The sequence below is a fragment of the Streptomyces sp. A2-16 genome (assembly GCF_018128905.1).
Classification (GTDB): domain Bacteria; phylum Actinomycetota; class Actinomycetes; order Streptomycetales; family Streptomycetaceae; genus Streptomyces.
The window spans coordinates 5,351,873-5,363,931 of record NZ_CP063808.1 but is presented as its reverse complement, the minus strand read 5'-3'; the positions used below and the strand labels follow the sequence as shown (position 1 = coordinate 5,363,931).

11 protein-coding genes are annotated in these 12,059 nt (G+C 71.6%); 9 read left to right on the top strand and 2 right to left on the bottom strand.

The window, feature by feature from the left end:
* Positions 1-33: 33 nt before the first annotated feature.
* A complete protein-coding gene (locus tag IOD14_RS24040; RefSeq protein WP_349252438.1) occupies positions 34-648 on the bottom strand; it encodes a hypothetical protein in 615 nt (204 codons plus the stop codon).
* A 504-nt stretch (positions 649-1,152) separates the two neighbouring features.
* Here IOD14_RS24040 and IOD14_RS24035 point away from each other — a divergent pair.
* The 7 genes from IOD14_RS24035 (at position 1,153) to IOD14_RS24005 (ending at position 9,295) form a co-directional block, all read left to right on the top strand.
* A complete protein-coding gene (locus IOD14_RS24035; RefSeq protein WP_212671486.1) occupies positions 1,153-2,871 on the top strand; it encodes a SpoIIE family protein phosphatase in 1,719 nt (572 codons plus the stop codon).
* 156 nt (positions 2,872-3,027) lie between these two features.
* On the top strand, positions 3,028-4,149 hold the full coding sequence (locus tag IOD14_RS24030; protein WP_212671485.1) for a DUF475 domain-containing protein: 1,122 nt from the start codon (positions 3,028-3,030) through the stop codon (positions 4,147-4,149).
* A gap of 78 nt (positions 4,150-4,227) precedes the next feature.
* On the top strand, positions 4,228-4,989 hold the full coding sequence (locus IOD14_RS24025; protein ID WP_349252437.1) for a DUF4097 family beta strand repeat-containing protein: 762 nt from the start codon (positions 4,228-4,230) through the stop codon (positions 4,987-4,989).
* A gap of 269 nt (positions 4,990-5,258) precedes the next feature.
* Positions 5,259-5,489 carry a DUF5133 domain-containing protein gene (locus IOD14_RS24020; RefSeq protein WP_123986882.1) on the top strand — a complete coding sequence of 77 codons (231 nt, stop codon included), beginning with the start codon at positions 5,259-5,261 and terminating at the stop codon, positions 5,487-5,489.
* Positions 5,490-5,603: 114 nt separating this feature from the next.
* The gene (locus IOD14_RS24015) at positions 5,604-7,262 is read left to right on the top strand and encodes a catalase (protein ID WP_123986881.1); all 1,659 of its coding nucleotides are present in this window, start codon (positions 5,604-5,606) and stop codon (positions 7,260-7,262) included.
* Between the two features lie 85 nt (positions 7,263-7,347).
* A complete protein-coding gene (locus tag IOD14_RS24010; protein WP_212671484.1) occupies positions 7,348-8,697 on the top strand; it encodes a diacylglycerol kinase family protein in 1,350 nt (449 codons plus the stop codon).
* Positions 8,690-9,295, top strand: coding sequence for a phosphatase PAP2 family protein (locus IOD14_RS24005; protein ID WP_123986879.1), 606 nt, complete (start codon positions 8,690-8,692; stop codon positions 9,293-9,295). Before IOD14_RS24010 ends, IOD14_RS24005 begins: the two co-directional genes overlap by 8 nt.
* A gap of 22 nt (positions 9,296-9,317) precedes the next feature.
* Here IOD14_RS24005 and IOD14_RS24000 read toward each other — a convergent pair whose 3' ends face one another.
* Entirely contained in the window at positions 9,318-9,980 is a 663-nt protein-coding gene (locus IOD14_RS24000) for a hypothetical protein (protein WP_123986878.1), read from the bottom strand.
* A gap of 266 nt (positions 9,981-10,246) precedes the next feature.
* Here IOD14_RS24000 and IOD14_RS23995 point away from each other — a divergent pair, with 266 nt between their 5' ends.
* Together IOD14_RS23995 and IOD14_RS23990 are read left to right on the top strand one after the other, a co-directional pair.
* Positions 10,247-10,540 (top strand): hypothetical protein, encoded by a 294-nt coding sequence (locus IOD14_RS23995; RefSeq protein ID WP_123986877.1) that lies wholly within the window; start codon positions 10,247-10,249, stop codon positions 10,538-10,540.
* 194 nt (positions 10,541-10,734) lie between these two features.
* A complete protein-coding gene (locus IOD14_RS23990; RefSeq protein WP_123992455.1) occupies positions 10,735-11,907 on the top strand; it encodes a glutamate--cysteine ligase in 1,173 nt (390 codons plus the stop codon).
* The last annotated feature ends 152 nt before the right edge of the window (positions 11,908-12,059 follow it).

The following is a 12,059-nucleotide window of genomic DNA, read 5'->3' as shown; positions in this document are numbered from 1 at the left end:
ATTCCTTCGCGGCGGGGGCGTACCGATCGCCGATCAGCGTTCCTGGGAGAGCAGGTCGTTGAGACGGGCGCCCGCCGCCCACCGCCGCAGTGCGGAACCGTCGAGCAGACGGATCGTCCGCTCCCGCTGTGCCCACCTGAGGTCGCGGGCGGTGAAGACACCGCGATGCACGACCAGGCGCAGCGGCGACGCCTGTTCCCCGCCGTGCGGGTGGGGATGGGGCTGGTCCTCGTCGGGGAGGGGCTCGGCCACCGGACGGAAGGCCACGTCGATGCGTCGGCCGGCCGCGTCCCGGGCGCACAGGCGCGGCCGGTCCGGCGCGGGCATCAGCCGCACCCGCCATCCGTCCCGGCGCAGCATCCGCGCCACCGCCAGCGCCAGCTGCTGGGTGTCGAGTTCCAGCAGTTCGTCCGGGGTGTAGTAGCCCAGCCGACGGCGCGCGCCGGGACGCGAGTGCCGTATCGCGGCCGTGAGGACCAGGGCCAGGAACGCGACACCGGCGACAGGGACGACGATGCCGGCGGCGCGGTACCCCGCGGCGAGCACGGCCGCCACCACGCACACCGCCGCCATGACCCCGACGAAGGCGGGCAGCACATCACGGAACCTGGGCCCGTAGAGCCCCTGGGCGCGCAGCGCGCGCACCACGTGCCGCTTCCGGGGTCGGCCCGACGGGACGCGGCCGGACATCCACGATAGGCGTGCCACAGCCCCAGCCCTCCCCATGCCGCCGGTCCGCACCCGTCACTTCACGGATACCCAGCTCGCGGCCAAGTTCCTTGAAAGCAGGGGGAATTCAGCCAAGTGCGCCCCGCGCACGGAAGCGTCGGGGGCGCGTCGGAGAGCGCCCTGGCGCCCTCTCCCGACTCGTGCCGCGACCACGCACGGATCCACCTCCCTCCCGGGTAGGGGCTGTCCACGCCGCCCGCTCGGACCACGCCCCGGGGCAGGCGCTGTGCACACCGTCCCTGCCAGGGCGTCCTCTCCTGCCCCAGGCCGCTTCCCGCCGAACCGGTTGCGAGAACTCGCTCACGGGCGAGGCTGGATACATGCCTGCCGGGGCACACGGGAAGGACAGGACGGCGGAGTGATCCGTCACCGACCGCCACTGAACGGCACGGAGCGGCGGCCCACCAGCGAGGAGAGGACGCCATGGCAGCGGCGGAGGACACCGGGGCCCTCGGGAGCCGACCCCCGGCAGCAGCCGACGCGGGGCTCACCAGGGCGATCGAGGTCATCGGGACCGCGGCGTACGTCGTGGACGAGGAGGGCCACGTCATCGCCGTGAACACCCGCGCCGAACGGCTGCTGGCCCGCCCCGCCGCGGAGTTCCTCGGCCGCGACGCCCACGACCTGCTGCACCGGGACGCCCACGGCCACCTCTTGCCGCGGAGCCGGTGCAGCATGCGGCAGGCGTTCCACGCCGGGCGCACCGCCCAGGCCGCGGGGGATCACTTCGAGTGCGGCGACGGCTCCCTGCTGCCCATCTCATGGCTGATAACGCCCTACGACGTGGACGGCCATGCCGTCGGCACGCTCGTGCTCGTGCACGCCCAGCGCCCACCGGAGACCGACAGCCGAGAGGAGACGGCGGCCGAATCGATGCCGGAACTGGAACGGCTCGCCCTGCTGGCCGAGACCACCACCCGGCTGACATCCACGCTCGACGTCGAGGAGGCGCTGCGCCGCCTGGTCACGCTGGTGGTGCCCCGGCTGGCCGACTGGGCCGTCGTCGACCTGATCACCGAGCGCGACGAGGTGTGGCGTGCCGTCGTCGTCCACGCCGAGGGCGACGCCCTGGTGCGCCACGACGACCTGCAAGGACCGATGCCGCCGGTCCCGGAGGAATCCCCGATGCCGCTGTCCCGAGCCCTGCGCGGGGTCGCCTCCACCCTGGCCGGTCCCGAGACCTACCGGCGGGAACCGGATTCGGGCATCGCGGTGGAACAGCACCACCTGTTCGAAACCACCGGTATCCGCTCGGCGGCCATCGCCCCCATCCGCACCACCCGCGCCGTCCTGGGCGCCCTGACGCTGGGCCGGGCCAAGGACCCGGTGGACTTCAGCACGGCCGATCTCCCGCTGATCGAGGACATCGCCCGCCGAGCCGGCCTGGCCCTGGACAACGCGCGTCTCTACCAGCGTCAGCGCAAGGTCGCCGAGACCATGCAGAACCACCTGCTGCCCCAGATGCCACGGGTGCCCGGGCTGCAGATGACCGCCCGCTACCTGCCCGCTCCCGACGCCTCGCAGGTCGGCGGCGACTGGTACGACGCCTTCACCCTCTCCGACGGCGCCACCGCGCTGGCGGTCGGCGACGTCGTCGGACACGACCTGGAGGCCGCGGCCGGCATGGCACAGCTGCGGAACATGCTCCGCGCCTACGCCTGGGCCCTTCAGGAACCGCCGAGCGGGATCGTCGCCCGGCTCGACGAGGCGGTCATGCACATCACCGACGTCACCATGGCCACCATGATCTTCGCGCGGATAGAGGAGCGGGAGGACGGCAACTGGGAACTGACCTGGACCAACGCCGGCCATCCGCCACCCCTTCTGATCAGCCACGACGGCCTGGCCGAATACCTCACCGACGGCCACGGCATTCTCCTCGGCACCGGAGTCCACGGCCCGCGCACCGACGCGACCGCCCTGCTGCCGCCCGGCTCCACCCTGCTGCTGTACACCGACGGCCTGATCGAGGCGGTCGGCCGTCCCCTCGACGAGGGTCTGCAGCACCTGCGCCGACATGCCGCCGCCCTCGCCCACCGCCCGCTGGCCTCGTTCACCGACCAGGTGCTGCGCCGGGTGCGACACGCCCACAACGACGACGACGTCGCCCTGCTTGCCGTACGGGCACCCACCAGACCGTGATCCGGCCGGGCCGACCCGGCCCGGCACCCGGACGGGGTGCCCGTGCCGCACCCCGCGACACCCCGGCGACGCACGGTCGTGATAGACAACGCGCGTGAGCCCACGGGCCGTTTGCGCCCGCCCCGGGCGACCGCCCGACAACAGGACTTGGTGCCAGTGATTCTGAAGACCTTTCGCTGGGCGTTCGCGGTCACCGCGCTCGGCCTGGCCGCAGGAGTGCTCTACGACGGCTGGGCCGCGTTCGGCATCGTGGCGATCCTGGCCGTGCTGGAGATCTCCCTGTCGTTCGACAACGCTGTGGTCAACGCCGGAATCCTGAAGAAGATGAACGCCTTCTGGCAGAAGATCTTCCTCACGATCGGCGTCCTGATCGCCGTCTTCGGCATGCGGCTGGTCTTCCCGGTCGTCATCGTCGCGATCACCGCGAAACTCAATCCGTACGACGCGGTGCAGCTGGCCGTGACGGACAAGGACCGCTACCAGCAGCTGGTGACCGACGCGCACCCGGCGATCGCCGCGTTCGGTGGCATGTTCCTGCTGATGATCTTCCTGGACTTCATCTTCGAGGACCGGGACATCAAGTGGCTGGGCTGGCTGGAGCGGCCGCTGGCCAAGCTCGGCAAGGTCGACATGCTGTCGGTCTGCATCGCGCTGATCGTCCTGTTGATCACCGCCTTCACCTTCGCCACCCATGCCCACCAGCACGGCGGCGCGCACGCCGACAAGGCGCAGACCGTCCTGATCTCCGGCATCGCGGGCCTGATCACCTACATGGTCGTCGGCGGTCTCTCCGGCTACTTCGAGGACAAGCTCGAAGAGGAGGAGGAACGCGAGGCGGAAGCGGAACGCTCCGGCGGAACCGGTTCACCGGTCAAACTGGCGGGCCAGGCCGCGTTCTTCATGTTCCTCTACCTCGAGGTCCTCGACGCCTCCTTCTCCTTCGACGGCGTGATCGGCGCGTTCGCCATCACCAACGACATCGTCCTGATGGCGCTGGGCCTCGGCATCGGCGCGATGTACGTCCGTTCGCTGACCGTGTACCTGGTCCGCCAGGGCACCCTCGACGACTACGTCTACCTGGAGCACGGCGCCCACTACGCGATCGGCGCCCTCGCCGTGATCCTCATGATCACCATCCAGTACCAGATCAACGAGATCATCACCGGCCTCGTCGGGGTGATCCTGATCGGCTGGTCCTTCTGGTCCTCCGTGCGCCGCAACAAGGCGCTCGCGGCGACCGAGGGCGCCAAGGAGACGGACTCGGTCCCGGTACCGTAGGTCCTGCCCGTCCGTGCCCTGTCGTTCGCCGCTGCCATGGCCACGGCGAACCAGGGCATCCGACGGGGTATGAAGGCGATGCCGACAAGGCGCCTTACGCGCCTGATGATGGTGCTGGCCCTGCTGCCCCTCGCCGGTGCGTGCGGCGGCGGTCACGACGAGGGAACCGACGGCCCGCGGACGGGAACACTCCGCCCGACGGACCCCGGTGACCCGGGTGACCACGTGGTGATCGCCACCGACAACGGCCTGCGTCTGCGCCCGGCCGACGGTGACCACGTCACCGTGGACGACCGCGTCGACGAGCACTGGTCCCGCCACGGCAAGGTGTGGACGCTCGACGTGTCGTGCGCCGAACGGACCGACGGCGGCGGGAACTGTCCCCGTATGCCGTACGTGGAGATCCCCGACGGCGTGAGCGTCACGGTGACCGCCCGCAACGCGGGCGTCGACGCGGCGGGCGTCGCCGCCGCCCTGGACCTGACGACCGTCAACGGGGACGTGACGGTGACCCGTTCCGGACGCGACGACGCCGACCTGCGGCTGGCCACCCGCAACGGCTCGGTGCGCGCGACGGGCGTGACGGCGGGCCGGGTGCACGCGCAGACCACCAACGGCGACGTGGTCGTCCGATGTGCCGCGGTGCCGTCGGGCGTCGGCGCCGCGACCGTCAACGGCTCCGTGGACGTCACCGTGCCCCACGACAGCCCGGCGTACCGGGTCACCGCGTCCACGGACAACGGCCGCACCACGGTGGCCGTCCCCGCGCGCGACGCGGACAAGGACCACACGATGACCCTGACCACGGTCAACGGTGACGTCGACGCCCGCCGGGACTGACACGGGCGGCAGCGCGCCGGGAGAACCCGGAACGCCGGCGACCCTCCTCGCCGGTCAGAGGCATCGGCGCCTTCGTGCGGCTCCGGGTTTGGTCCGGTGCGGCCAGGGCAGACGGGCGGCAGGTGCTTGGGATCACAGGCCCACCGCGGAAGCGGCCGAATGCGGCTCTCCTTGGTGCGTGCCGCCGAGGCCTCTCCCGCGACAGTCCGAGTGACGCGGCGGACGCGACCGCCCGCACTCCCACTGCGCAGACGGAGGAGCGAACAATCATGCTCATGGCCCACCCCGCACTTCTCACCGACCTGATCGAGCGCTACGAGGCGCTGCACGTGCTGCACGCGGAGGAGGGCAGCGTCGGAGCACGTCAGCGTCTCGAGGACGTGTCGTACACCCTGTGCATCGCCACGGGCACCCGGGACATCGAGTCCGCGCTGGCCGCGGCACGCCGTCAGCTGTCCGGCACTCGCCCCGAGGACGACGCACTGGTGGCGGGCGCGTGAGTGGCACGAGCCGATCGGGTACCCGGGTGGTCCGCCGAACACCGGCCGGAGGCCGCCCGCCGTACCAGGAGCTGCCACCCGCCGGGAACCCGAGAACCTGAGGAGCCCCTGATCATGACGGACGTGTCCGGTACCGGTCCCGCTCCGGCGGACGACCGGAAGGTGCTCACCAACCGCCAGGGCCACCCGGTCCACGACAACCAGAACCAGCGCACGGTCGGCGCCCGCGGGCCCGCCACGCTGGAGAACTACCAGTTCCTGGAGAAGATCAGCCACTTCGACCGGGAACGCATCCCCGAGCGTGTCGTGCACGCTCGCGGGGTGACCGCCTACGGGTACTTCGAGTCCTACGGCACCTGGGGCGACGAACCGATCAGCCGGTACACCCGGGCGAAGCTGTTCCAGGAGCGCGGCAAGCGCACCGACCTGGCCGTCCGCTTCTCCACCGTCATCGGCGGGCGCGACTCCTCCGAGGCCGCCCGCGACCCCCGCGGCTTCGCCGTGAAGTTCTACACCGAGGACGGCAACTGGGACCTGGTCGGGAACAACCTGGGCGTCTTCTTCATCCGGGACGCGATCAAGTTCCCGGACGTCATCCACGCCCTCAAACCCGACCCGGTCACCTTCGAGCAGCAGCCCCGCCGCATCTTCGACTTCATGTCGCAGACACCGGAGTCGATGCACATGCTGGTCAACCTGTTCAGCCCGCGTGGGATCCCCGCGGACTACCGCCACATGCAGGGCTTCGGCGTCAACACCTACAAGTGGGTCGACGCCGACGGCGGGACCAAGCTCGTCAAGTACCACTGGATGCCCAAGGCGGGCGTCCGCTCGATGACCGAGGAGGACGCCGCCAACGTGCAGGCCGACTCGCTCGGCCACGCCACCAAGGACCTGTACGAGGCGGTCGCCCGCGGGGACCACCCCGAGTGGGAACTCCTGGTCCAGATGATGGACGACCACGACCACCCCGAGCTGGACTTCGACCCGCTGGACGACACCAAGACCTGGCCGGAGCAGGAGTTCCCGCCGAAGCCGGTGGGCCGGATGGTGCTGGACCGGATGCCGCAGAACTTCTTCGCCGAGAACGAGCAGATCTCCTTCGGCACCGGTGTCCTCGTCGACGGACTGGACTTCTCCGACGACAAGATGCTGGTGGGCCGGACCTTCTCCTACAGCGACACCCAGCGCCACCGGGTCGGCCCGAACTACCTCCAACTCCCCGTCAACCAGGCCAAGAACGCCGAGGTGCGGACCAACCAGCGCGACGGCCAGATGGCTTACCACGTGGACGGCGGGGGCGAGAACCCGATCGTCAACTACGAGCCGTCCATCACCGGCGGTCTGCGCGAGGCGCAGCACCCGACGCACGACGAGCAGGGCCCGGAGATCCACGGCCGGCTCACGCGCAAGCGCATCCCCCGCACCAACGACTACCTGCAGGCGGGGCAGCGGTATCTGCTGCTGGAGGAGTGGGAGCGCGACGACCTGGTGAAGAACCTCACCGGTCTGCTCGCCCAGTGCGACCGCCCCGTGCAGGAACGCATGGTGTGGCACTTCCTGCTGGTCGAGAACGACCTCGGCCTGCGGGTCGGCGAAGGTCTCGGCATCGGCCCGGAGGACGTGGCCGCACTGGAGCCGCTGGTCGGCCAGGACCTCACCGAAGAGGACCGTCGACGGTTGTCGGACCTCGGCAAGAACCCGCCGCGCGACGTCGAGGGACTGACCATGACCCACTGCGTGCCGGACCAGCGGCACGTCGTGACCCGTTGAACCACGGCGGGCCGGAGTGGCACCGGCAGCGGGAGCGGCTGCATGAGATCGTGGGGCCACCGATCGGTGAGAGGCGACCCCGACGATGAACGACGTGGAGCCGAACGGCTTCGGCACCGCGGCGCGGACGCCGGCCCGGCTGGCGCTGCTCTGCCTGGCGGGCGTGGTCGCGGCGGTCGTGGCCGCGGGCCAGTGGCTGCCGCCGCTGCTAGGGCTGGTGGGTCTCGGCCTGGCCGGCGCGGGCATGTGGTGGGCGCTGGCCCACCGGGGTGTGGCGCGGCTGTGCGGTGCCCTCCTGGCCGTGGCCGCGCCCGTCGGCGTCCTGGTCCTGTACGTGGTGTCGGGTGTGTGGCCGTTCGCGGTGGCGGCGCTGGGCCTGTGGGTGGCGGCACTGGCCTGCGCCAGAAGCGCGCTGCGTCGGCTGCGCACCCCGCGAGGCGTGCGCTCGCGTCCGGTCCCGCCGCCCCGCCGACCGGTGCTGATCATGAACCCGCTGTCGGGTGGCGGCAAGGTCGGCGAGTACGCACTGGTGGAGCGGGCCGAGGCGCTGGGCGCCCGGGTCGTCCTGCTCGACGTGGACAGCAGCCCTGATCCCGCCGTCCTGGCCCGCAAGGCCGTCGCCGAGGGCGCGGACCTGCTCGGCGTGGCGGGCGGTGACGGCACGCAGGCCCTGGTGGCGGGGGTGGCCGCGGAACACGATGTGCCGTTCATGGTCCTCGCCGCCGGGACCCGCAACCACTTCGCGATGGATCTGGGCCTGGACCGCGACGATCCGGCGAGCGGTCTCGACGCGCTGACGCACGGTGTGGAGATCCGTGTCGATCTGGGAGACGTGGCGGGCCGGCCCTTCGTCAACACGGTCTCGTTCGGGACGTACGCGGAGATCGTGCAGAGCCCTGAATACCGTGAGGCGAAGGCGTCCACCACCCTGGACCTGCTGCCGGACCTGCTGGTCGGAAGCGCCGGAGCACAGCTGACCGCCACGGCGGACGGCGAGCGGCTCGAGGCCCCGCACGCGCTGCTGGTGAGCAACAACCCCTACGCACAGGCCGGCCCCATCGGCGTCGGACGCAGACCACGCCTCGACGGGGGCCGGCTCGGTGTGATCGGGCTGCGGATCGAGGGCGCGGCACAGGCCGCCGAACTCGCGCTGCGGGGCGAACGCGCCGGCGGGGTCACCACGTACGCCTCTCGCCGGGTGACCGTCGAGGCCGACGTGGACCAGATCCCGGTGGCCGTGGACGGCGAGGCGCTGCTGTTGCCCCAGCCGGTCGTGTGCACCGTACGACCCGGAGCCCTGCGGGTGCGGGTACCGAGAAACCGTCCCGGTGCGCCGTACACTGCCCCGTCCGTCGACTGGCGCCGCGTCGTGCGCCTCGCCCTCGAACGGACACCCCATCCGGCCGTCAAGAACCAGGAGCAGAGCGATGCTTGACCGACCGCAGCGCGAACAGGGAACCGCCCGAGAGCTGTTGAGGGATCTCGCCGCCCTCGACCAGGCGCTGTACGAGGCCGTCACGGTCACGAAGACACCGGCCCTGGACCACGCCCTGCGGCGGCTGTCGGCCGCGGCGGACCACTCCAAGATCTCGTTCACGATCGCCGGACTGCTCGCCCTGTGCCCCGGGCGGCCCCGGCGCGCCGCCGCCCTCGGAGTCGCGGCCATCGGGGTCGCCTCGGCGAGCGCGAACATGCTCGGCAAGCGCCTGGTACGCCGGCCGCGTCCGCATCGGGCCGAGGACTCGCCGTTTCCGGGGCGGCACGTGCCGATGCCGGAGTCCGCGTCCTTCCCCTCCGGGCACACCGCGTCCGCGGTCGCCTTCGCGGCGGCGGTCGGGCCCGCGCTTCCCGTCGCCACGGTGCCGCTGGGCCTGCTGGCCTGCGCGGTGGGCTACTCACGGATCCACACCGGGGTCCACTACCCGGGCGACGTGGTCGCCGGTGCCGTCCTGGGCACCGGCGCGGCGGCCGCGGTCCTCGCGGCCGCCGGATGGCACGGAGGCGGACTGCGTCCCTCGCGGCGGGCCGGCTGACCGGGCCGCGAGGGGGAGTTCGTCAATCCGACTGCTGCGGGCCGTCCTCGGGGCGCGCGGCGGGTTCGCCGGCGTCGGGTGAGGTGTAGAACACCGAATTCCCCTGCTTGACCCGCTGGGCCTGGTTCCTGGCCACGAGTCCCTCGAGTGTGGTGCGGACGACCGTGGTCTTGATCGTGCGGTCGGGGTGCTGCCGGCCGAGCACGGTGGAGATCTCGGCCGCCGAGCGGGGCTCCTTCTGCTCGCCCAGATGCTCTCGGACGAGCTCGACGAGGGTGGGTCCCGACCGAGTGGGCGACTCCTTGGCGGCCGCTTTGGAAGTCGCCTTGGAAGTCGCCTTGGAGGCCGTCTTGGAGGCCGTCTTCCTCGCGGTCTGCTTTCCGGCCGGTGCGGCGGATTTCCGGCCGCCCGGCCGCCCGTCCGGAGCGGCCGCCCGCTTACGGGGTGCGGGCACCGCGGTGTCGGCCGGTGCGGCGGGGGAGACGGCCGTCGACGGGGTGCCCAGCACCTGCTGAATGCCCTGCAGGACGGTGTGATCGTGCCGCAGGGCGGCCAACTGGTCCTGGAGTGCCTCGATTTCCCCGCTGAGGCGCTCTTGTTCCTTGAGGTTGCGCTCGAGGTCACCGGCCACCTGGGTGCTGTACTGCGAGGTCAACTCGGTGGCGCCGGGAGCGGATTCGGACATGGGCTCGCACCTCTTCCTGGGGCATGGGCGTGCTGTGTCGCCTGCTTCCGGATGTGCGGGGACAGCTTCTGCCGCACGCCTATGTCGTAGTGATACTACGCAGTGCACCTGTCTTGTTCTGCCCTTGTGCCGGACCCGAGCGGGGCATCCGATGGTGGGCCGTCGCCCGGTGTCGGTCCGCGCTGCCCGAACTCGATCCTGAACGGGCCCGTCACCGCGTGCCGTTCGGCCCGGTGGACCGCCTTGATCGGGGTACACGGCTCGGCATGACTCACACTGACGACCCCACGGCGGCGCGGGCCGCGAGGCAACTGCGCCGCATACGGTCCTTCTACGCGGCCGGAGTCGCCCTGTGGACGGCGACGTCGGTCTGGACGATGTGGGATGCCCCCGGCAGTCGGCCCATGTGGATCTCCGTGCTCCTCCTGGCCGTCTTCACGGGCCTGCTGGCCATGACCTGCCGGTGGCTGCGGCGCGTCGAGCCCACCGGTTCGGCCCGGCCCGCACGCCATGTCGCGCTGTCCCACCGGGCCGGGCGCCACGCGCTGTCCAAGCCCTGACCACCTTTGCCGTAGGACGTCCTGCCGGCCTCGGTGGCCACGGTCCGACTCAGTCGGCCGAGCGGCGCTCATATGAGTTGCTTCTATTCCAAACGTGCACATAGCCACGCTTATTTGTCGATCTCCTGGGCACTTGGGGGACACCCTTGAGTCAGGCAGGGCTTTCGGCGACACATCGAGGAGCGGACGTGGCCATGCGCATCGGTGTCGAGGAGGAGTTCCACATCCTGGAAGTGGAGAGCGGGCTGCTCATGCCGCGAGCCGACGCGGTCCTGCGCCGGCTTCCCCGGCGCACTTTCACCACGGAGCTGCACCAGTCCACCGTGGAGTCCAACAGCGGGGTGCACGCCGGCCTGGGCGGTCTGTACGCCGACCTCTCGAGAACCAGACGGCGGCTCGACGCGGCCGCCTCCTCGCTGGGCCTCGCGGTGGTGGCCGCGGGCACGGCACCCCTCGCCCCGGCCGCCTCCGGACACCCCACCGCGGGCGCCCGCTATCGGCACATGGTCGAGGAGTACCGCCAGGTGGCCGACGAGCAGCTCATCTGCGGGGCCCAGGTCCACGTGGACGTACCGGACCGCGACACGGCCGTGGGGGTCATGTGCGCGGTCTCTCCCTGGCTGCCCGCGCTGCTGGCCCTGTCCGCCAGCTCGCCGTTCTGGCAGGGTGCCGACACCGGCTATGCCAGCTGGCGCACGCTGCTCTGGCAGCGCTGGCCGACCGCGGGGCCCGTCGGCTGCTTCGGGAGCGCGGCCGAGTACGACGCCGCGGTGGACGACCTCGTCCGGGCCGGGGTCATCAGCGACACGGGGATGATCTATTACGACGTGCGTCCCTCGGCACATCTGCGGACACTGGAACTGCGTATCTGCGACGCCTGCCCGCGAGTGGAGACCGTCGTGCTCGTCGCCGGCCTGTTCCGGGCCCTGGTGACCGAGGCCCTCGAACTCCGCGCTGCCGGTGCCGCGAGCTGCGACGGCCGTCACGAATGGCTGCGCGGCGCCTCCTGGCGGGCCGCCCGGTCCGGCCTGGAGGGTTCGCTGGTGGATCCCCGGACCCATCGGGAGGCGCCCGCAGCAGACGTCGTACGCGGACTGCTCGCCCGGCTGCGTCCCGCGCTGGAGACCCACGGTGACTGGCAGACGGTCGCGGATCTCACCGAGGCGGCCCTGGCGGCGGGCAGCGCCGCCGAGCGCATGCGCCGCAGGGCGCGGGAGGAGGACCTGCTGGCCTGCACCGACCTGCTGATCGCGGAGACCCGCGGGGAGCGGCGACAGCGCAGGTCGGCCCGCGCCGCCCGCACACGAGTCCGGCGCTCCGTCACGGGGCGGGCGGAGTCCGGTGCTCCGGAGGTCCTCGGCAGCTGACCCCGCTCCGCGCGGCTCATCCGGCCGCCCCTGTCAGCCTTTCACCCGACCGGTCCAGAGGAGAGGTTTCGTCCATGTCCACCAATTCCGCCCGGGTCGCGACCGGCAGGCGCGAGCCGGGGCCACCGTCCCCGCTCGTGACAGACGGCTTC

Coding starts and splice junctions, on each gene's coding strand:
- IOD14_RS24025 (WP_349252437.1), top strand. CDS start 4,228: ATGCCGACAAGGCGCCTTACGCGCCTGATGATGGTGCTGGCCCTGCTG.
- IOD14_RS24010 (WP_212671484.1), top strand. CDS start 7,348: ATGAACGACGTGGAGCCGAACGGCTTCGGCACCGCGGCGCGGACGCCG.
- IOD14_RS23990 (WP_123992455.1), top strand. CDS start 10,735: ATGCGCATCGGTGTCGAGGAGGAGTTCCACATCCTGGAAGTGGAGAGC.
- IOD14_RS24020 (WP_123986882.1), top strand. CDS start 5,259: ATGCTCATGGCCCACCCCGCACTTCTCACCGACCTGATCGAGCGCTAC.
- IOD14_RS24005 (WP_123986879.1), top strand. CDS start 8,690: ATGCTTGACCGACCGCAGCGCGAACAGGGAACCGCCCGAGAGCTGTTG.
- IOD14_RS24000 (WP_123986878.1), bottom strand. CDS start 9,980: ATGTCCGAATCCGCTCCCGGCGCCACCGAGTTGACCTCGCAGTACAGC.
- IOD14_RS24015 (WP_123986881.1), top strand. CDS start 5,604: ATGACGGACGTGTCCGGTACCGGTCCCGCTCCGGCGGACGACCGGAAG.
- IOD14_RS23995 (WP_123986877.1), top strand. CDS start 10,247: ATGACTCACACTGACGACCCCACGGCGGCGCGGGCCGCGAGGCAACTG.
- IOD14_RS24035 (WP_212671486.1), top strand. CDS start 1,153: ATGGCAGCGGCGGAGGACACCGGGGCCCTCGGGAGCCGACCCCCGGCA.